Origin of the sequence: Cupriavidus phytohabitans (assembly GCF_017815025.1) — a bacterium.
GTDB lineage: Bacteria > Pseudomonadota > Gammaproteobacteria > Burkholderiales > Burkholderiaceae > Cupriavidus.
In genome coordinates this window covers 40,139-59,510 of the sequence record NZ_JAGIQB010000046.1, presented here as the reverse complement: position 1 = coordinate 59,510, position 19,372 = coordinate 40,139, and the positions used below count along the sequence as shown (strand labels likewise).

The 19,372-nt window shown below is 63.9% G+C and carries 18 protein-coding genes; 13 read left to right on the top strand and 5 right to left on the bottom strand.

Annotated features, from left to right (window positions below; translation table 11 throughout):
• From J8I34_RS26220 to J8I34_RS26170, 11 genes are all read left to right on the top strand, one after another.
• The coding region (locus J8I34_RS26220; RefSeq protein WP_245176146.1) for an aldolase/citrate lyase family protein at window positions 1–589 on the top strand (589 nt) is incomplete at its 5' end.
• Between the two features lie 115 nt (window positions 590–704).
• Window positions 705–2,180 carry an aldehyde dehydrogenase family protein gene (locus J8I34_RS26215; RefSeq protein ID WP_209807347.1) on the top strand — a complete coding sequence of 492 codons (1,476 nt, stop codon included), beginning with the start codon at window positions 705–707 and terminating at the stop codon, window positions 2,178–2,180.
• Between the two features lie 9 nt (window positions 2,181–2,189).
• On the top strand, window positions 2,190–3,104 hold the full coding sequence (locus J8I34_RS26210) for a DODA-type extradiol aromatic ring-opening family dioxygenase (protein ID WP_209807346.1): 915 nt from the start codon (window positions 2,190–2,192) through the stop codon (window positions 3,102–3,104).
• Window positions 3,105–3,169: 65 nt separating this feature from the next.
• Window positions 3,170–4,051, top strand: a complete 882-nt coding sequence (locus J8I34_RS26205; protein WP_371748140.1) for a fumarylacetoacetate hydrolase family protein — start codon at window positions 3,170–3,172, stop codon at window positions 4,049–4,051.
• Window positions 4,048–5,046: a 2-dehydropantoate 2-reductase gene (locus tag J8I34_RS26200; protein WP_209807344.1), complete on the top strand. Its 999-nt coding sequence runs from the start codon at window positions 4,048–4,050 to the stop codon at window positions 5,044–5,046. The genes J8I34_RS26205 and J8I34_RS26200 overlap by 4 nt, the downstream gene beginning before the upstream one ends.
• Window positions 5,039–6,502, top strand: a complete 1,464-nt coding sequence (locus J8I34_RS26195) for an aldehyde dehydrogenase family protein (protein WP_371748139.1) — start codon at window positions 5,039–5,041, stop codon at window positions 6,500–6,502. Before J8I34_RS26200 ends, J8I34_RS26195 begins: the two co-directional genes overlap by 8 nt.
• 42 nt (window positions 6,503–6,544) lie before the next feature.
• On the top strand, window positions 6,545–7,504 hold the full coding sequence (locus tag J8I34_RS26190; protein ID WP_209807343.1) for an ABC transporter substrate-binding protein: 960 nt from the start codon (window positions 6,545–6,547) through the stop codon (window positions 7,502–7,504).
• A 40-nt stretch (window positions 7,505–7,544) separates the two neighbouring features.
• Window positions 7,545–8,459 (top strand): ABC transporter permease, encoded by a 915-nt coding sequence (locus J8I34_RS26185; RefSeq protein ID WP_029050016.1) that lies wholly within the window; start codon window positions 7,545–7,547, stop codon window positions 8,457–8,459.
• A gap of 2 nt (window positions 8,460–8,461) precedes the next feature.
• A complete protein-coding gene (locus tag J8I34_RS26180) occupies window positions 8,462–9,256 on the top strand; it encodes an ABC transporter ATP-binding protein (protein ID WP_029050015.1) in 795 nt (264 codons plus the stop codon).
• 36 nt (window positions 9,257–9,292) lie between these two features.
• On the top strand, window positions 9,293–10,504 hold the full coding sequence (locus tag J8I34_RS26175) for an amino acid aminotransferase (RefSeq protein ID WP_209807342.1): 1,212 nt from the start codon (window positions 9,293–9,295) through the stop codon (window positions 10,502–10,504).
• A gap of 18 nt (window positions 10,505–10,522) precedes the next feature.
• Window positions 10,523–11,230, top strand: coding sequence for a B3/B4 domain-containing protein (locus J8I34_RS26170; protein ID WP_209807341.1), 708 nt, complete (start codon window positions 10,523–10,525; stop codon window positions 11,228–11,230).
• Window positions 11,231–12,272: 1,042 nt separating this feature from the next.
• Here J8I34_RS26170 and J8I34_RS26165 read toward each other — a convergent pair.
• The 4 genes from J8I34_RS26165 to J8I34_RS26150 form a co-directional block, all read right to left on the bottom strand.
• A complete protein-coding gene (locus tag J8I34_RS26165; RefSeq protein WP_209807340.1) occupies window positions 12,273–12,704 on the bottom strand; it encodes a hypothetical protein in 432 nt (143 codons plus the stop codon).
• 115 nt (window positions 12,705–12,819) lie between these two features.
• Window positions 12,820–14,433 carry a bifunctional 3-(3-hydroxy-phenyl)propionate/3-hydroxycinnamic acid hydroxylase MhpA gene (gene mhpA, locus J8I34_RS26160; RefSeq protein WP_209807339.1) on the bottom strand — a complete coding sequence of 538 codons (1,614 nt, stop codon included), beginning with the start codon at window positions 14,431–14,433 and terminating at the stop codon, window positions 12,820–12,822.
• A gap of 89 nt (window positions 14,434–14,522) precedes the next feature.
• Window positions 14,523–15,485, bottom strand: coding sequence for a VOC family protein (locus J8I34_RS26155; protein WP_209807338.1), 963 nt, complete (start codon window positions 15,483–15,485; stop codon window positions 14,523–14,525).
• 56 nt (window positions 15,486–15,541) lie between these two features.
• Entirely contained in the window at window positions 15,542–16,384 is an 843-nt protein-coding gene (locus tag J8I34_RS26150) for a fumarylacetoacetate hydrolase family protein (RefSeq protein WP_209807337.1), read from the bottom strand.
• Between the two features lie 144 nt (window positions 16,385–16,528).
• Between J8I34_RS26150 and J8I34_RS26145 the strand changes: the two genes are divergently transcribed.
• Window positions 16,529–17,245 carry a TetR/AcrR family transcriptional regulator gene (locus J8I34_RS26145; RefSeq protein WP_245176145.1) on the top strand — a complete coding sequence of 239 codons (717 nt, stop codon included), beginning with the start codon at window positions 16,529–16,531 and terminating at the stop codon, window positions 17,243–17,245.
• Between the two features lie 9 nt (window positions 17,246–17,254).
• Here J8I34_RS26145 and J8I34_RS26140 read toward each other — a convergent pair whose 3' ends face one another.
• Entirely contained in the window at window positions 17,255–18,184 is a 930-nt protein-coding gene (locus J8I34_RS26140) for a LysR substrate-binding domain-containing protein (protein WP_245176144.1), read from the bottom strand.
• 128 nt (window positions 18,185–18,312) lie between these two features.
• On the opposite strand from J8I34_RS26140, the gene J8I34_RS26135 reads away from it, so the two are divergent.
• Window positions 18,313–19,362, top strand: coding sequence for a Bug family tripartite tricarboxylate transporter substrate binding protein (locus J8I34_RS26135; protein ID WP_245176143.1), 1,050 nt, complete (start codon window positions 18,313–18,315; stop codon window positions 19,360–19,362).
• The last annotated feature ends 10 nt before the right edge of the window (window positions 19,363–19,372 follow it).

The following is a 19,372-nucleotide window of genomic DNA, read 5'->3' as shown; positions in this document are numbered from 1 at the left end:
GTCATGCAGCTTTCGTGATCCTCATTTAACGTCTCTGCCGCCCTTCCGTTGGCAGAGGTTTTTCAGACCATCCCTAATTCCGATGGTGGAAAGCGGTGCGCAGGCCGAGATGTTGGCGCGCGCTACACGCTATCCCCCGGAGGGAACGCGTGGCGTGGGCAGCGGTCTGGCGCGCTCGTCGCGATGGAGTGCCTATTCAGCCTACCTAAATGAAGCCAACGATTGCGTGTCGCTGTTGGTTCAAGTGGAAACGCTCGCGGGTCTCGCGCAACTTGATGCCATCGCCGCAGTAGATGGCGTGGATGGCGTCTTCATCGGTCCCGCAGACCTCGCCGCATCCATGGGATACCGCGGTCAGCCCGGCCATGACGCGGTCCGCGCAGCGATCGAGCGCGCCATCGAAGACATTCTGCGCGCCGGCAAGGCGCCCGGAATCCTGGCAACCGACGAAGCACTTGCTCGCCGGTACATCGAGCTTGGTGCGAGATTCGTCGCGGTCGGGGTGGATGCAACGCTCCTGGCGCAGGCGACTCGCGCTCTCGCTGCGCGGTATGCCGGATCCACAGCAAATCGGACAGCAGACTACTGAAGTGGGCTGACCGGCGACGGCACTGGCCCGAACTTCGCGGCCGACGCCACGCGTGTGGTTGCTATCCACAGCACAACCTTTTCGCGGAAACATTTGTCCGCTCAGGATCCTGACAATGAGTACTGAACCCATCGTGGTCGGCGGCATTTCCATTTCGCCAGACCACTACATCAATGGCCAGCGGGTGGCGGCTGAAAGTACGTTTGAGCTCTTCTGCCCGATTGACCAAAGTCCGCTCGGCCGCGTAGCCGAAGCAAGCGCCGAAAATGTGGACGCCGCGATCCGGGCGGCCGAACAGGCCTTTCCGGCATGGTCGGCGCTGAGCGCCGCGCAACGGCAGCCCTATCTCGATCGCTTTGCGAAAGAGATTGGCAAGCGTGCAAACGCCTTCGCGACTGTCGAGAGCACCGATGCAGGTGTCTTGCGATCGCGCATGCATCACGGGGTGGTGCCGCGCGCAATGCAGAACATTTCCTGGTTCGCGCAGCACGCGCTGGATTTGCAGGATCGCCCTATCGACACGGAGCAGGCACACCACATCGTCAAGCATGATCCCGCGGGCGTAGTGGTCATTATCACGCCGTGGAACTCTCCCTTGATGTTGTCCACGTGGAAGCTCGGTCCGGCGCTTGCTGCGGGCAACACCTGCATTCTCAAGCCGCCAGAATGGGCGCCTCTTACATGCTCGTTGCTTGCCGATGCCGCACACGCAGCGGAGTTGCCGCCAGGCGTATTCAATGTCGTGCAGGGCACCGGCGCGAACGCCGGAGCGAAGCTTGTGAGTGATCCGCGCATCGCCCGGGTGTCGTTCACCGGCAGTGTTCCTACCGCGAAGTGGATCGCGCAAGCCGCCGGCGCGAACCTGGTGCCCTGCAGCCTGGAACTGGGGGGCAAGAGTCCGTTCATCGTACTCGAGGACGCGGATCTCGAAGGCGCCGCAGCCACGGCGGCCCTCATGTACCGCAATGCGGGTCAGGTTTGCCTGGCAGGGACGCGCTTGTTGGTCCACGAGAAGATCGCCCAGCAGTTTGTGCACAGCCTGCGAGGCCATGTAGAAAAGCTGGTCATCGGCGACCCGCGCGATGAAGCGACTGAAATCGGACCGATCATTCACCCGCGTCAGGTGGAACGCGTCGCGGCATTTGTGGACCGTGCAGTGTCCGCCGGTGCGCATCTGGAGTGGGGCGGGAAGCCGCATCCGTTCGGGCCTCAATACTATGCGCCGACGATGCTATCGAACGTCAAGCAATCCGACGAGATCGTGCAGACGGAAGTGTTTGGTCCAGTGCTGACGCTGCAAACTTTTGCGACGGACGAGCAGGCGATCGACATGGCCAACGGCACAGATTATGGACTCGGCGGGGTGTGCTATGGCGAGATGACCCATGCGACGGCCGTAGCCGAACGTGTGCGTACCGGCTTCATCTGGGTGAACAGCTTTGGCATCCGGGACCTGGCAGCGCCATTTGGCGGCATCAAGCGTAGTGGCATCGGGCGAGAAGGCGGCGACTGGAGCTTCGAATTCTTTTGCGACGTCAAGGATGTCGTCGTGCCGAAACAACCGTTTCGCGCAAGCTTTGCGCATCGATAGGAGCGAATGATGGGACAGATTGTAGGCGCAGCCATTGCGTCGCACCATCCTGGTCTGATGCAGTGCGAAGAATTCCGTCGCGCCATGGGCGCAGGCGAGGATTCGGACTTGATTGCAGGCTACGCGCGTTTGCGGGAGCGCATTACGGCGGCCAAGCCGGATGTTGTCGTGATCTTTGATAGCCATTGGTTCACGACCGGCTACCACCTGGTAGATGGTGGCGACCACTACGAGGGAACTTACCTCTCCGACGAGATGCCGTGGTACTTGCATGGCGTGCCGTACCGCTACCGTGGACATCCCGAGTTGGCGCTGGCCATCGAGGCGGTCTCGCGTGAACGCGGTGGATTCAACCGTGCCGTCAGCCACCCGGACCTGGGGCGACACTATGCGACGGTCAATCTGATCAAGCACCTTTGGCTCGAACTGTCCGACTTACCCGTCGTGACGGCGAGTTCGTGCCAGAACTGCGATTGGCCGCATTTCGTTACGTCGGGCGAAGCCATCGGCGAGGCCATTCGCCGAAGTGACCTGCGCGTCGTTCTGCTGGCGTCCGGAGCCCTCAGCCACAAGTTCAATGGTATCGACTGGAAGCCCAAACACCCGCGGATCTTCCACGAGAGCAACGTCTCATCGCCAGAGAACGTCGTCAGCGACAAGGGCGCGATCGAGCTGATGCAGGAAGGGCGGCATGACCTCATCCTGGATCGCTGGAATGACGAATACAGACGGTTGCCGTGGGAAGCGTTTGGTGCGCACTATCTGCAGATGCTCGGCGCAATCGGCGGGACCGAGTGCCGTGTAAAAGGGGAAGCGCTTTCTGAGTACGAGAACGCCCGCGGCACCGGCAACATCCACGTTTGGTTTGACACGCAAGCGAGCTCCGCGGCGCTCGCGGCTGCGCAAGGGGAGGGGGCATTGTGACGTTTGAATTTCCACTCCAGGAGCTTCCGGCCGTTATGCGGGGACCTCGCGTCGAGCGTCGACGCGTGCTGATCGGAGGCAGCGCGTTCTGGGGCACCATGGTCGAGAGCGGTCCCGATAAGGGAAAGCTGAAACTGGACGACGGCCGGACGCTGGTAGCCGACGCGCAGGTCTACCTGTCCCCGGTAAGCCCCTCAAAGATCATCGCGATCCACATCAGCTACACCTCGCGAAGCGTGGAGACGCGAAACAAGCCACGACCTACGGAGACGCCGACGTATTTCACCAAGCCGCCGACATCGCTCAACGGCCATGGCGGGCAGATTCACAAGCCCGCGGATTGTCGCTATCTGAACTATGAGGGCGAATATGCGGTGGTCATTGGACGGACCTGCCGCAACGTGACGCCAGATGAGGCGTGGGACTACATCGAAGGATTCTGTCCAGCCCTGGATATGGGCTTGCAGGATTTCCGGGATACCGATCAGGGCAGCATGCTGCGCGTGAAAGGTGCAGACACGCTGCTCCCCATTGGTCCCGGAATCGTTCGAGGCATCAATCTGTTTGAACAGACACTGCGTACGTACGTGAATGGCCGGATCGTTCAGGAAGCGCACATTGGCGAGGAAACGATCTGGGGACCTCACTACGTCGTTGCCGACATCGCTCGACACATCACGCTAGTTCCGGGCGACGTCATCCTAATGGGAACGCCCTGTCACTCGCGTAGCGTGGACGCCGGGCAAACGGTGGAGTGCGAAATCACTGGCCTGGGCAGAGTCGGTGGCAAGGTGATCGCCATCGATGCGCCTCGTGCGAGCGCGCTGGGCGTGGGACACGCTCCCACGGATTCGCCTGAAGTTCGGCGCGTCGCGCTCGGATTTGACGAACGCGTCCCCGAGCATTTCAAGGAGAATCTTCGCCTTTGCAAGGGAGATACCGTATGAAGAAGATCTGTATTGTCGGGGCCGGCGCGATCGGCGGTTTTCTCGGCGCCAAGCTTGCTGCGCTGGACGATGTCGAGGTTAGCGCTCTGGCACGCGGCAAGACACTCGAGGCCTTGCGCCAGCATGGCTGGCGACTCCGCACAGCCGAGCGTACCGTGAGTAGTCCGGTCCGCGCGAGCCACAGCGCATCGGAGCTCGGTCCTCAGGAGCTCGTCATCATCGCGGTAAAGGGCCCGGCTCTTGTGCAGGTCGCCGCCGAGATTGCTCCGCTGATCACGCAGGACACCGTTGTACTGCCTGCCATGAACGGCGTGCCCTGGTGGTTTGCAGGGGGTGTGGAGGCGCTCCGCGGCAAAACGCTGGAAAGTGTGGATCCGGGCGGCAGCATTGCGCGCGCTATCCCGCAGCGTCATGTCTTGGGCGCCGTGGTGCATGCCAGCACCTCCACGCCGGAGCCGGGGCTGGTCGCCCACAAGATTGGCAATGGACTCATCGTCGGCGAGCCGGAGGGCGGGGAGAGTGCGCGTGCCCGGCGGGTCGCCCAGCTGCTCTGCCGGGCTGGATTCGATGTCACGCTTTCCACCGGGATTCGTCAGGACATCTGGTACAAGCTTTGGGGCAATCTGACGATGAACCCCGTATCCGCCATCACCGGTGCGACGGTAGACAGGGTGCTGGCGGACCCCTTGGTGCGCGCTTTCTGTTCGTCGGCCATGGCGGAGGCGTCGCAGATCGGCGCTCGGATCGGCTGTGCGATCGAACAGAGTCCGGAGGACCGGCACGTTGTGACCGCGAAGCTTGGCGCATTCAAGAGCTCGATGCTCCAGGACGTGGAGGCCGGTCGTGCCATTGAGCTCGACAGCATTGTCTCTGCTGTCCGGGAACTCGGCCAACATCTTGGCATCCAGACGCCGAATATTGATGCATTGCTGGGCTTGGCCCGCCTGTTTGGGCGCGTCCGGGGGTTGTATCCGGAGGCGGAACATCGTGCCTGAGTATTCTCCTGTCTACTGCAACTACATCGCGGGCGACTGGGTGGCCGGCGATTCCTCCTCCGAGAACATCAACCCCTCGGACACACTAGATGTTATCGGCGTCTACGCCAGAGCGAGTCGCACCCAGGTCGAGACCGCCATCGGGGCCGCCGCGCAAGCGCAGCCGTGTTGGGCTGCGAGTACGCCGCAGCAGCGTTTCGACGCTCTCGATATGGTCGGCAGCGAAATCCTGGCGCGCAAGTCAGAACTGGGCGACCTGCTGGCGCGGGAGGAGGGCAAAACACTTCCCGAGGCAATCGGTGAAGTGGTACGCGCTGGGCAGATCTTCAAGTTCTATGCCGGCGAAGCGCTCCGCATCGCTGGCGAGGTTGTCGGCTCGATCCGGCCGGGGATGGAGGTGGAGATCACGCGCGAACCGGTCGGGGTCGTCAGCATTATCACGCCGTGGAATTTTCCGATGGCCATTCCGGCCTGGAAGATTGCGCCCGCGCTTGCCTACGGCAATGCGGTCGTTTTCAAGCCCGCCGACCTGGTATCGGGCAGCGCGTGGGCACTGGCAGAGATGGTCAGCCGTGCAGGCCTGCCGGCGGGCACGTTCAACCTCGTCATGTCCCGTGGCCGAGACGTTGGGGATCTGCTGTTCACGGACCCCCGCATTCAGGCAGTCAGCTTTACCGGATCGGAAGCGACCGGTCGGCAGGTGGCGCAGGGGTGCGTTGGCCGGCCGGGCACGATGGCGAAATTTCAGCTTGAGATGGGCGGGAAAAACCCTCTGGTTGTCCTCGACGATGCGGATCTGGACGTCGCGGTGGACTGTGCCGTCAATGGTGCGTACTTCTCCTCCGGGCAGCGCTGCACTGCCTCTTCGCGTCTCATCGTGAGTGACGGTATCCACGACCGGTTCGTTGCGGGATTGCGCGAGCGTCTGACTGCACTGACGGTTGGTGATGCCCGGCACCCTGACACCAAGATGGGGCCTGTCGTCGACGCCAAGCAATTGCAACAGGATCTCGACTACATCGAGATCGCTCGGCATGAGGGGGCGACCTTGGCTTTCGGTGGCGAAGCGTTGCCGAAGATCGACGGGAAACCGGGCTTTTACCTCCAGCCCACGCTCTTCACGCAGACCACGAATGCGATGCGTATTAACCGCGAGGAGGTATTCGGACCCGTGGCGAGCGTGATTCGTGTCGCAAGCCTCGAGGAGGCCATTGACGTCGCGAACGACACCCCATTCGGATTGTCGTCGGGAGTGGTAACGACCTCGCTCAAGCATGCGCAGCGCTTCAAGCGTGGGGCGCAGGCCGGGATGGTCATGATCAACGCACCGACGGCCGGTGTCGACCCGCACGTGCCATTTGGTGGCCGGAAGGGTTCGAGCTACGGGCCGCGCGAACAAGGAAGATACGCCGCCGAGTTTTACACGACAGTAAAGACCGCTTACGTCAATCCATAAGGCGAAAGCTCTGTGCCCCCTAAGGATAAGAAGGAAGAGACTATGAAAAACGCCCTCATTCACGCGGCATTTTGCGGCCTGATCTTCGTTGCCAGCGGCGTGGACGCCGCCGAAGCCAGGGTGGCGATGACGGCAATCGTGGATCACCCGGCGTTGGATGCCGCCACGAAAGGCGTCTCAGACGAGCTTAGCGAGTCCGGCTACGTACTGGGAAAGAATCTGCAATTGGAGTATCAAAGCGCGCAAGGAAACAACGGTATCGCGGCGCAGATAGCACGCAAGTTCATCGGGGATCGTCCCAATGTTATTGTGGCAATTGCCACACCGTCGGCGCAGGCCGTCGTCGCTGCCACGCGCGACATCCCCGTTGTCTTCAGCGCGGTGACCGACCCTGTCGCAGCAAAGCTCGTGAAATCATGGCAGGCCACAGGTGGCAACGTGACCGGAGTGTCCGACATGTCGCCGCTCGACCAGCACGTGAAGCTTGTCAAGCAGTTGGTGCCGGGCGCGAAGCGGATCGGGGTGGTCTACAGCCCCGGTGAGGCGAATTCTGTCGTCCTGGTAGAGGGATTGAAGCGGGCGGCAACTGCCGCGGGGCTGACGGTCGTTGAAAGCGCCGCGCCCCGGACTGTCGACGTTGCGAGCGCCGCGCAGAGCCTGGTGGGAAAAATCGATGTTTTCTACGCCCCGACCGACAACAACGTGACGTCAGCATTCGAATCGTTGGCCAAGGTCGCCAACCAGTCCCACATTCCAGTGGTTGCAGCCGATACGGACATGGTACGGCGCGGTGCCACCGCCGCATTGAGCCTCAATTACTACGACCTGGGGCGGCAGACGGGCAAGCAGGTGGTCCGGATTCTACGCGGAGAGGCGCCGGGGAAGATGCCGACGGAGCTGAGCAAGACACTGGAGCTTGAAGTCAACCAAACCGCGGCGCGCAAGCAAGGCGTGGTGATTCCTGGTGATCTCCTGTCGGTCGCCAAAAAGGTTTTCGAATAATCCTCCGCATCGCTGCCTGTTCATTTTCAGAGGTTTTACCATGTCGCTCATCGCAACCCTGGGCGCGTTGGAGATTGGCCTGATCTTCGGATTGGTCGCTCTCGGCGTGTATCTGTCCTTCCGCGTTATTAACTTTGCAGACCTGACGGTCGACGCCAGCTTCCCCCTTGGCGGAGCCGTTGCGGCGACGCTGATCACGTTGGGCTGGAACCCGTTCCTCGCGACAAGCGTAGCGTTCGCCGCAGGGGCGCTATCTGGCTTCGTCACAGGCTGGCTCAATGTCAGGCTGAAAATTCTGCAACTGCTCGCGGGCATCCTGGTGATGATTTCTCTGTATTCGATCAATCTTCGCATCATGGGCAAGCCCAATGTCGCGCTGATTAGCGAGCCGACGATATTCACCATGCTCGCGATCGACGGCGTGCCGGACTACTGGCTAAAACCGCTGGTGCTTCTCGTGACCGTCATTGTCGCCAAGGTCGTGCTGGACCTCTACTTTTCGTCGGAGGATGGTCTCGCGATGCGCGCCACGGGTGGCAATGCCCGCATGGCGCGAGCCCAGGGGATCTCCACTGACCGGCACACACTACTCGGACTCGCACTGTCCAATGGCATTGTCGCGTTGGCGGGCGCCTTCTTTGCGCAGTCACAGGGTGGCGCGGATGTCTCCATGGGCATCGGCACCATCGTGATCGGCCTGGCCGCCGTGATCATCGGGGAAACGCTGATGCCGTCCCGCAGCCTTCCCATCGCCACACTGGCATGTGTGCTGGGTGCCATTCTCTATCGCTTCTTCATTGCTCTGGCTCTCAACGTGGATTTCATTGGCCTAAAGGCACAGGACCTGAACCTGGTCACCGCGGTGCTGGTGGGCGTTGCGCTCGTGATGCCGGCATATCGTCAAAAGCTCGCTAGGCTGCGTGTGCCTCGCTCGCAGGTTCAGAAGGAGGCCTGATCATGCTGGAAGCCAAGGGTCTTGCCATTACGTTTCACCCGGGAACACCGATCGAGAACCGCGCGCTGCGCGGCCTGGATCTCACGATCCCGACAGGCCAGTTTGTCACCGTCATCGGCTCGAATGGCGCGGGAAAGTCCACATTCCTCAATGCGCTGAGCGGCGACCTGAAGGTCGACCAGGGTTCCATCAGCATCGATGGAAAGAATGTGACGCGACTGAATGCCTGGCAGCGCAGCCACCTTGTCGCTCGTGTATTCCAGGATCCGCTTGCCGGCACCTGCGAAGCGCTCACGATCGAGGAAAACATGGCATTGGCATGGCGGCGCGGAGACGCGCGCAGGCTCCGCTTTGCCGTGAATGCGGAACTGCGTGAGATGTTCAGGGAGAAGTTGAGCATTCTTGAGCTCGGCCTCGAGAACCGGCTGGAGGACCGCATCGGCTTGCTGTCCGGCGGGCAACGTCAGGCCGTCAGCCTGCTGATGGCTTCCTTGCGCCCATCGCGAATCCTGCTGCTCGACGAGCACACCGCGGCGTTGGACCCGAAGACGGCCGCGTTTGTGCTGGATCTCACCGCGCGGATCGTGGGGCGGGGGAAACTGACCGCCATGATGGTCACTCACAGCATGCGCCAGGCGCTCGACTATGGGGAGCGAACCATCATGCTCCACGAGGGGCGCGTGATCCTTGATGTGAGTGGCGAGCAACGGCGCGGGCTCGACGTGCCGGATCTGCTGGCAATGTTTGAACGCACACGTGGAGAAGCGCTCGCGGATGATGCGCTTCTGCTCAGCTAGGCCGGTTGGAAATTAGAGTAATCAAGGATTTTTGCTATGTTCGATAACGTCACCGCCTATGCAGGCGATCCCATTCTGAGCCTCAACGAGGATTTTCAACGTGACCCGCGTTCCGACAAGGTCAACCTGAGCATTGGCATCTATTTCGATGATGCCGGACGACTGCCGGTCATGGCCGCGGTGGACGAGGCAGAGCGGGAATTGGTCGCGCAGCGCCGCACTCGTCCGTACCTACCCATGGCGGGCATTGCAGACTACCGCGCTGCAGTGCAGGAATTGGTGTTCGGCGCCGATAGCGCCGCGCTGCGCGAAGCGCGGATCGCCACACTGCAGACAATCGGTGGGTCCGGTGCGCTAAAGGTCGGAAGCGATTTTTTGAAACGCTATTTTCCCGATTCGCAGGTCTGGATTAGCGACCCTTCCTGGGAAAACCACCGCGTGGTCTTCGAGGGCTCGGGATTTCAGGTCAATACATATCCGTATTATGACGGCGCCACAGGGGGTCTGCGCTTTGAGGATATGCTTAAGACAGTGGAAGGATTGCCTGCCGAGAGCATCGTCCTTCTTCACGCGTGCTGCCACAACCCGACCGGCGTGGACTTGAGCCAGGCGCAGTGGGAGGCCATCCTCCCGGTGCTCCGCGCGCGTCGTCTGATCGCGTTCGTTGACATGGCCTACCAGGGCTTCGGCAGTGACCTCGAGCAGGATGCCTTTGCGGTTCGCGCGCTTACCGACGCGGGCGTGACCTGCCTGGTTGCGAATTCCTTCTCGAAGAATTTCTCGCTCTATGGCGAACGCTGTGGTGCCCTTAGTGTCGTCTGCCGCAGCAGCGAAGAGGCCACGCGCGTGCTGGGCCAACTCACTTGCACGGTGCGCGCCAACTACAGCAATCCTCCGACACACGGCGCACGAATCATTGCACGCGTCCTTGGCGATGCTGCACTGCGCTCGAACTGGACGGCGGAACTTGCCGCCATGCGGGGGCGGATCCAGGTCATGCGTCAGGCAGTGCACAGCGGATTGGAAGGCCATGTGGCAGGGCGGGCGCTATCACGTTACCTGGATCAGCGCGGCATGTTTACCTACACAGGGCTGAGTCCGGATCAGGTCGACTGCCTCCGTGAGGTGCACGGCGTGTACCTCTTGCGGTCTGGCCGTATGTGCGTGGCTGGTCTGAACCAGCGCAACGTTGGAGTGGTCGCCGCGGCCATCGCGAGTGTGTTGAAGCATACGCCTGCTAACTGGTAGGCGTTGGGGAAGGAAGTGATGGAGTACCTCGTATCAGACGACATCTTTAGTGATCATCCGCACTACTGCCGCGGGGTCATCTTGGTCCAGGTCAGGGACAACCGTTCGGCGTCTCCGGAACTCGTCGCGCTCCTGCGTGCTGCAGAGCATGGTACGCACGCTTCGATCACAGGTAACGTTGCGGAGCATCCGCGGATCTCTGCCTGGCGGGACGCCTTCCGGCTTTTTGGAGCGAGGGCGTCGGAATACCGCAGCTCGATTGAGTCGCTCGTCAGGCGGGTCGCAAAGGGCGATGCGCTTCCTTCCATTAACCCGCTGGTTGATATCGGTACCATCGCTTCGCTTCGCCACCTCCTGCCCGTTGGTGTCCACCCCGTTCCTGCCAGCGCTGCACTGCAACTCCGGCGCGCGCGACCAGGCGACAGGTTTGCCCCACCGGATGGCGGGGCACCCGAGCCCATTGCGGAGGGAGAGATCATTCTCGCGGCATCCGCTGAAGTGCTGACGCGTCGGTGGACCTGGCGGCAGGCCGCTAACACCCAGACGCTGCCGGATACCTCAATGGTGTTCGTCAATATCGACGGCCTCCCCCCCGCTACGCGGGCCGAGGTTCAGGCCGCCATGCAAGACGTGCAGCACCTCATCGAGGCGCACGGTATCGGCGTGGCGGTACAGTCGGCAGTGCTCAGCCGCGAGCTGCCTTCCGCGCTCTTGCACGTTGGCTAGATAGCGGTCGCATATCCGCGTGCAGGATGTCGAGATGATGTTCCCAACCTCGCAGCGAGAAAATCTGCTTCATGCCATTCGCCGGGTCAGGCGGGAACTCGCAGGCAGCTCCCATCAAACCGATCTATGTCCGGAAAGGCTGAGGCATGCCGAGCACCGGGTAGATATGATGATGGAGATGCAACTGAGCCACGGGAGCGACGCAATGGCCATCATTGTGGCCGCCGCGGCCTCGGAGCTTGGCCTTTCCGTGACGGATGATCAGTGGGCGCGCTGCTTACTGGCCGCCGAGAGGTTGATGGATCATCGATTGTCTGGCTTGTTCTGGGCACTATCCCGTCGACGACAGCGGCGAGACAGCCATGTTGCGTCCCGAGGCGGCTGAACGCGAAGTCATCGCAGTCATGGGCTGGCGAGCCGCCTAACCTCGCTGGCTGCGATGCTTCCGCGATCGCCGCGAAGACGACATTCGACTTCGGGAACGCCGCCATGTCGATGCCGTGGTGTGGCTGAACGACAGATTCTTGGTTGGGAGCAGACATCCGACGTCCGGACAGCGACGTGGGCGAATGTCTCTTCATGGCCGGAAACCGACTTCCGCCGCATCAGTCTTGACGTTGCCTGAGCACCACCACATCGGAACCCAGCCGCGCCCGCAGCATGGCATTCTCAGCGAGCAAAACCTCCCCATTACCCAGGGTCACCAACACATCGCGACATTGCCGATACACCGGTTATCTTCGGCTGTGCACCACGCATGCCCGTTGCTGCGGATGGACGTACTTTCCGCCAACGACCGAACCATCTGGCGGTGGTCTTTGAAGATAGTGACGGGCTGGCTGTCCCGCCAGGAAACAATATTTGAACCGTAGCCTCCAGCCAGGGCGGTACCCGGTCGCAGCCAGCCTTCCGCAACGTCTGCCTTGATGTCGTCGAGCTCCGTCTGGATCTCTGGCAGCAGGGGCAGTACGGATCGGTCGGATGGATGAAGACGGTGGCCTTGCGCCGGTTCAGTTCGGCGAACACGGGATCGAGGCGCGCATCACCCAGATAGATGCCGTGGTAGTTGGACTCCATCACCACGCCGTCGGCGTGCGGCGGCATCGTCACCAAAATGCAGGCCGGGTGCCGAGATGGACAGCATGGCGGTGGCAATGCCGAGGCTGTCCATCAGGCCGACGTGCCCGGCGGCGCTCCACTGGGGTATCGCCGGCATGCCCGATGGCTTGCCGTGGCCGGCGGCTTCGAGCGCGGCACGGTATTCGGGGGGAACGTAGTGCGCGTGGACGTCGATGCGCCCCAATGCGTTCGATGCGACCGTAGTCGGCTCAGCCGCCGCAGCCGGCGATGCGCCCACCCCGAGCCCGCCCATGGCGGAGGCTGTGAGGCCGACGACGCTGGCCAGCGCCTGGCGTCGGCCCGTACTGATGGCAGGGTAGCTGTCCGCGTTCCGTCCTGTTCCCGCTTGCGACATGTTCGATGGTCTCCGTTATCGGTCCTGGAATGTGCTGTCGATTCTATGAGGTGCGCAGGGGGTGACCAAGATAGGGAATGCGCCCCGTTCGGCGTAGACAGTTGTGTACCGGCGCTCAGGCGGCCATGCGCTGCGGCGGGTCGTCGGTCAGGGCCAACTGCTGGCCCAGTCGTGCCAGCAGGGCGGGCAGCTGTGCCGGATCGCTGACGCCGCCGTAGACGTAGTAATCCGGGCGCACCACGATCACGCGCACGCCGTGCTCCGCGAAAAAGCGCGTATAGCGGCCGCTGACGTCGCGCAGCAAGCGGCCGGGGCGCACCAGTTTCGGATCGGTCGTCACGCCGATCGTGCTGCCGGCCAGCCGGGTGAGCAGGCCGGCCGATTCCCCGTCGATGTACTCGCCGGGATCGGCGTCGACGGCTATCACGTGGAAGCCGCCGGCGCGCAGGTCGTCAAAGCGCGCGGTGCGCCCGCTATCCTCGACTTGGCCATGCACGCTGAGCAGTCCGGCCACGCCCGCGACGCCGAAGTCCGCGCTGATGACGCCGCCGGTCAGGCCGGGGAAGGGCGGCAGCGGCGGTACCTGGCCACTCAGGAATGCGGCGTCGCGGCGCGCGGCGGCTTCGGGATCGGCGATGCAGACGACCTGACCCATGGCGATCGACGCATCGATGACGGCGCGCACCTGCGGCAGGCGCTCGGCGGTGTACGAGTCGAGCAGCGCATCGGTGGCGATGCCGCGAAGCAACAGGTCCAGACGCCACGCCAGGTTCCACGCGTCACGGATGCCGGAGCACATGCCCTGGCCCATGAACGGCGGCATCAGGTGCGCGGCATCGCCCGCCAGCAGCACGCGGCCATGGCGCCATTGCGTAGCCAGCAGCGAACGGAACCTGTAGACCGCGTGGCGCACCAGCGTCGCGTTGCCGGGATCGACCCACGGCGACAGCAGCTCCCACACTTTCTCGGGCTTTTGCAAATCCTCGATGGTCTCGTGCGGCAGCCGCATGAATTCCCAGCGACGGTAGCCGGGGCCGCCCGGCACCATCGTCGTGGGTCGCGCCGGATTGCACCACTGGCCGATGTCTGGCACGTCGAGCTTCACACCGGGATCTGGCTGGATATCGACGACGAGCCAGTCTTCCTGGAAGCCGAGGTCGTCCTGGCCGATCCCGACCGCCTTGCGCACGAAACTGTTGGCGCCGTCGGCGCCAATCACGTAGCGCGCACGCACCGTACGCGTCTGGCCGTCCGGCACCCATTGACCGTCCTGCAGGGCGCCGTCGCGCAACTGCAACTGGCAGTGATCGTCGTGCTGCACCAGTGCAGTGGCTTCCCAGCCCTGGTTGACCTCTACCGCCCGCAGCGAGCGCGCCCTGGCGTCCAGCAGGCCCTCCAGCATGGGCTGGTTGAACAGGTAGCCCACCGGCCCGTCGCTGATCGACTCGGCCGACCAGTCGATCTCCACCAGGGTCTTCCAGTCTGCGTTGAACCACTGGTATGCGGCCGACGGCTGGGAAATGGCGGCCACCGCGTTGCCGATGCCGATGGCATGGAACACGCGGCGGATCTCGTGATCGTGGAATACCGCGCGCGGCAAGGGGTAGAGCGATGGCCAGCGGTCAAAGGCCGCCACGCGGTAGCCCCGTTCGCCGAGCAGGATGGACAGGGATTGGCCCACTGGGCCGTAACCGACGATGGCCACGTCGAGGATCTGCGTATCAGTCATGATGCGTTCCGTGTAGCAGGCGCGAACGCTCCCCTGGCGGCCGAGGCGGTCGGCTGCCATGCGGAGGGCGTTACGCCAGGTTGCTGGGGTTAGTGCACGGGGGAGTCCGGCGCTTCCGTGTTGTGGATGAAGTCGGACGGCACGTCCGGACCCCATTGGTAGAGTGAATCCTCGGGTGCGAAGTCGCCCGCGGGCCAGGGGTGATCAGCGGCGACGAAATCGATGTCGGCCGAATACTCGTTGAACGACCCCCACGGATCCTGAACGTAGTGGAAGTAGTTGGAGCCCAGTACGTGGCGGCCCGTGCCCCAGCCGTGGGTGTAGCCTGCGGCGGCCATCTGGGCGGCGCCCTGGCCGACCATGTCAAGGTCGCGCACGTCCCACGCCGCGTGATGCCAGCCGCGTGCTCCGCTCTTCGCGAACGCCACCAGGTGATGGTCGCTTCCGTGCGGGGCATGCGTGAAGGCGATGATGTCGAGCGACTTGTCGGACAGGCGCAGGCCGATGGCACGCGCATAGAAGTCGATCGCGCGCAGCACGTCGGGCGTGAACAGCAGCACGTGCGACAGCCGCTCCGGATGTATCGTTTGCACCTGCGAGCGCATCACCGCACCGCGTGCATTGGCGCCGGCACCCACCGTGACGTGCGGTGCCTTGGCGCTGGGGCTGGGGCTGGTCTTGGGCCCGACCCGCACCTGCAGCAGGTTGCCATCCGGATCGTGGAACCACAGGCCACCGGACTCGGCACCCGGCGGGGCGTCGGCGCGTACGGCGCCGGACTGTTCGACCTGGCGCGCCAGCGCGTCGAAGTCGCGCGCGTAGCAGTTGAAGCTCAGGTATGCGAGCGACTTGGCAGCGGCGGGCAGGATGCGCGCCCAGCGGTGGCCGTCGGCGGCGCGCAGCTCAAGTTCGGTGCCGTCGTCGGATGTCTCCACGCCAAGGCCGAACGCGCGGTAGAAGCGGGCGGCGTCGGCGACGGACGGAACGTTCAGCGCGAAATGATCGATGGAATGCACGGCCGCATGCGGCCGTGCCGCCTGGATTTCGGTCATGGCTGTCTCCGGGGTGCGCCGCCGGCTCATTGTCGCCGGCGGTCGTTTCTGGGAATTTACCTGGCTTCGTCGACGATGGGGCTCGACAGCGTGCCGATCTTTTCGACAACCACCTCGCACACGTCGCCATGCTGCATCAGCAGCTTCGGCTCGCGCGCCCAGCCGATGCCGGCCGGCGTGCCGGACACGATCACGTCGCCCGCTTCCAGCGTGATGGCTTCGGAGATGGTCGCAATCAGCGTCTCGACGTCGAAGATCATGTCGTCGGTGCTGGCCGATTGCACCACCTGGCCGTTCAGCTTCGTGTGCAACTGCAGGCCGCGCGCCCCCGGCGGCAGTTCATCGGCTGTGACGAGGTCCGGCCCGAACGCGCCGGTGCCGTCGAAGTTCTTGCCCACCGTCCATTGCGGCGCCTTGAACTGGTACTCGCGCACCGAACCATCGTTGAACAGCGAGTAGCCCGCAACGTGCGACAGCGCGTCTTCCTTGCGGATATGGCGGCCGCCCTTGCCCAGGATCACGGCTACCTCGCCTTCGAAGTCCAGGCCCGCGCTGTCGTCGACGGCCGGACGCACCATCGGCTGCCCATGCGCGACCAGGCTCGTGTGCACGCGGAAGAACAGGGTCGGGTAGTTCGGCTGCTCGTACGGGCTTTCCTTGGTGTGGTCCGCGTAGTTGAGCCCCACGCAGATGATCTTGGGCGGGCGCGACAGCGGGGGCAGCAGCGTGACGTCGGCGGCGTCGAGCAACTCGCCGGACGCCTGACGGGCATACGCCTGCAGGTCCACACCACGCGCAAGCAGCGCTTCCAGCGATTCATTGCCCAGCACGCGGATCTGGCTGCCTTCGCGAACCCCCACGGCACGCTTACCCTGAAATTTAAAACTGACGTAACGCATCCTGGAGTCTCCGGTTTTCATCTTGACGAACTTGTCAGGACGAATTCTAGTTAAGTTGACGAATTCATCAATATGAAAATGCCCTAGGAAAAACCCGGAGTCGACATGCTGCTAGAATGCAATCCATTCCATGGAATGACAGATATGTCAGGCAATACAGAGATCGAGATACCTGAAGCCGGCACGGAAGACCACCGCACCCGCGTGGCGGCCCTGCGCCGCGAAAAGACGCGCAACCGGCTGATGGAGTCGGCCCTGGTGGTCTTCGCGGAAAAGGGGCCCGATGGCGCGATGATTGACGACTTCATCGCCGCTGCCGGCGTGGCGCGGGGCACGTTCTACAACTACTTCCGCACCACGGGCGAGCTGCTGTCGGCAGTGGCCGGCGAGGTGAGCGACGAGGTGCTGGCGGTGATCGACCCGGTGGTGCGGCAGTTCGATGACCCGGCCATGCGCATGGCGGTGGGCTGCCGGCTCTACATGCACATGGCGATCCGCTATCCGCTGTGGGGCGCATTCATCACGCGCGTGGGCACGCGGCGCGGTTCGCGGGGGCGCCTGCTGGACGCTTACATGACGCGCGACCTGGAGATCGGCATCGCGAGCGGACGATTCCCGATTGCGCAGGTGGAAGTGGCGCGCGACCTGTCGCTCGGGGCGCTCGTGTACGGCATCGGCACCATGCTGCGGCCCGGCGCGCCGGCCGACTATCCCGAGCAGGTGATCCTGGCCGTCCTGCGGGCGCTCGGACTGCCCGAAGCCGAGGCCGCAGCGCTTGCGCACGCGCCGCTGCCCGACACGCGGAAGCCGCAGGGTGTGATTTTCGAGCGGATTGCCGCGAATCCACCGGCCACGGACTGAACGCGTCGGCTAGCCGGGCATTGCCTGCCGCGTCACGCGCTGGCGGGCGTAGTGGCCGGCCTCGCGCTCGAACAGCGTGGCCAGATGCGACGCCGCGGGCGTCAGCGGCAGGCCGGCACGCGCGATGCGAACGATGTCGGCGCTGTCCATTCGCTCCGCGATGGCAATCATTTCCACCACGCCGGCGAACAGTGGCGAGTCGATCCACTGCCGGGGAAGCAGGGCGAGGGCGTCGGTCATGGAGAGCAGCGCCGCCACCCCGATCATCGATTCCGCCTGAACCATCGCTACCGGCGGGTTCAGGCCGTAGCCGGCAAACACCTCGGCAAACTCGCGGTCCAGCGGCTCTCGGGCGCCGGTCAGGATCCATTCCGCATTGACCAGTTCCGCCAGTTGCCGGGCCTGACGCAGCGGGTGGCCGCGGCGCCCGGCAACCACCCGGTCGTTCTGGAACAGCAGGTCCACGCTGTAACGGTCGGCATCGATGCGTTCGGGGCGGGGGCCAATGTAGAAATCGAGCGTGCCGTCCGCCAGGCGGCCCTCCAGCGCCGGAAAGAAGCCTTCCACCATCCGCAGGCGAACGTCCGGATGCGACTTGCGAAACGCGGGAAACACCTCGGGCACCAGGCCAAGCCAGGTGGCGCCGGACAGACCCACCGCGACGCTCCCCGTCTGCGTGCCACGCAATTGCGCAACTTCCTCCTGCGCCCGCCGGATTTCTTCCATGGCGGCATGCGCGCGACGCAGGAACGCCTGGCCGATAGGCGTGGGGATCACGCCGCGCGCGTGCCGCTCAAGCAGCGGCGCGCCCAGTTCGGTCTCCAGTTCGCGCAGGCTGCGCGTGAGCGCCGGCTGGGTCAGGCCGAGCTGGCGCGAGGCGCCACGGATGCTCCGTGTCTCGGCAATGGCGACAAAGTCGCGCAGATGATGAAGCTTCATTGGCAGCCCCGATTCGCGGTGACTGATGCCAAACAGGCATCGACGGGGCAATTTTGCCATCTGTTGGTTGTCAGTGGGGCTTTCTAGGATGTGGTCACACATACATAAGAATCAAACGGAGACAGTTCATGACACGCCCCTACGCTGGCCGCATCGTGCCGGGCGGCGCCCCCGCGCCCATTGCATTCTCACCTCGCGCCTTGCTGACCGTTGCGGCCATGTCCGCCGGCGCGGCGCTCGCACTGCTGGCGACGGCAGCGCCGGCGCACGCCCAGGCCTTTCCGTCGCGCGCGGTCCGGCTGATCAGTCCGTTCCCGGCCGGCAGCGGCCCCGACGCCGTGTCGCGCCTGCTCGGCGAGCAGCTGGGCAAGGCCTGGAACCAGCCGGTAATCGTTGATTCGCGCCCGGGTGGCAACGGCTTCATCGCGATGGAGGCGGGCAAGCGCGCGCCAGCCACCGGGCACGAACTGGTGGTGGCCGACGTGGGTCACCTGGCGATCAATCCGGGCCTGTTCAAGCGGTTGCCCTACGACCCGCGTCGCGACTTCGTGCCGGTCACCGGCCTGTACCGGACGGCCTTCTTCATCGTGGTGTCGCAGCAAAGCCCGATCCGCACCGTGCCCGAACTGATCGCGGCGGCGAAGAAGGCGCCCGATGCCGTGACCTATGGCTCGTGGGCGGTCGGCAGTACCGGCCACCTGGGCGCGGCACAGCTCGAAGCCGCCACGGGCACGCAGATGCTGCACGCCCCATACAAGGACACCGCGCAGCTCTACACGGCCGTGGCCAACGGCGAGGTTACATGGGCGCTCGGCACCTATGCCACGGCGGGTCCGCTGATCCAGGCGGGCAAATTGCGTGTGCTGGCAGTGGCCGACAGCGTACGGTCTCCCGTGCTGCCCAACGTGCCGACGCTGGCCGAAGCCGGCGGTCCCGCGGGCCTCGAGGCGTCGAGCTGGGTGGCACTGCTGGCACCGGCCGGCACGCCGCCGGCGACGGTCAGCGCCATCGGCAAGGCCGTGCGCACGGCGCTGGGCGACCCCGACGTGAAGGCAAAGCTGGCGACCTTCGGCTTCTCGCCGGCGCCGGGCAGCGGCGACGACGTGGCCGAATGGGTGGCGCGCGACAGCCAGCGCTATGCAGAGCTGATCAAGCGCACCGGCGCCACGGTCAATTAATCCAAAGCAG

What these genes read in the sequence shown, in the direction of transcription:
- J8I34_RS26215 (WP_209807347.1), top strand. Translation starts at nt 705, where the DNA reads ATGAGTACTGAACCCATCGTGGTCGGCGGCATTTCCATTTCGCCAGAC.
- J8I34_RS26210 (WP_209807346.1), top strand. Translation starts at nt 2,190, where the DNA reads ATGGGACAGATTGTAGGCGCAGCCATTGCGTCGCACCATCCTGGTCTG.
- J8I34_RS26200 (WP_209807344.1), top strand. Translation starts at nt 4,048, where the DNA reads ATGAAGAAGATCTGTATTGTCGGGGCCGGCGCGATCGGCGGTTTTCTC.
- J8I34_RS26190 (WP_209807343.1), top strand. Translation starts at nt 6,545, where the DNA reads ATGAAAAACGCCCTCATTCACGCGGCATTTTGCGGCCTGATCTTCGTT.
- J8I34_RS26185 (WP_029050016.1), top strand. Translation starts at nt 7,545, where the DNA reads ATGTCGCTCATCGCAACCCTGGGCGCGTTGGAGATTGGCCTGATCTTC.
- J8I34_RS26180 (WP_029050015.1), top strand. Translation starts at nt 8,462, where the DNA reads ATGCTGGAAGCCAAGGGTCTTGCCATTACGTTTCACCCGGGAACACCG.
- J8I34_RS26175 (WP_209807342.1), top strand. Translation starts at nt 9,293, where the DNA reads ATGTTCGATAACGTCACCGCCTATGCAGGCGATCCCATTCTGAGCCTC.
- J8I34_RS26170 (WP_209807341.1), top strand. Translation starts at nt 10,523, where the DNA reads ATGGAGTACCTCGTATCAGACGACATCTTTAGTGATCATCCGCACTAC.
- J8I34_RS26165 (WP_209807340.1), bottom strand. Translation starts at nt 12,704, where the DNA reads ATGTCGCAAGCGGGAACAGGACGGAACGCGGACAGCTACCCTGCCATC.
- mhpA (WP_209807339.1), bottom strand. Translation starts at nt 14,433, where the DNA reads ATGACTGATACGCAGATCCTCGACGTGGCCATCGTCGGTTACGGCCCA.
- J8I34_RS26155 (WP_209807338.1), bottom strand. Translation starts at nt 15,485, where the DNA reads ATGACCGAAATCCAGGCGGCACGGCCGCATGCGGCCGTGCATTCCATC.
- J8I34_RS26150 (WP_209807337.1), bottom strand. Translation starts at nt 16,384, where the DNA reads ATGCGTTACGTCAGTTTTAAATTTCAGGGTAAGCGTGCCGTGGGGGTT.
- J8I34_RS26145 (WP_245176145.1), top strand. Translation starts at nt 16,529, where the DNA reads ATGTCAGGCAATACAGAGATCGAGATACCTGAAGCCGGCACGGAAGAC.
- J8I34_RS26140 (WP_245176144.1), bottom strand. Translation starts at nt 18,184, where the DNA reads ATGAAGCTTCATCATCTGCGCGACTTTGTCGCCATTGCCGAGACACGG.
- J8I34_RS26135 (WP_245176143.1), top strand. Translation starts at nt 18,313, where the DNA reads ATGACACGCCCCTACGCTGGCCGCATCGTGCCGGGCGGCGCCCCCGCG.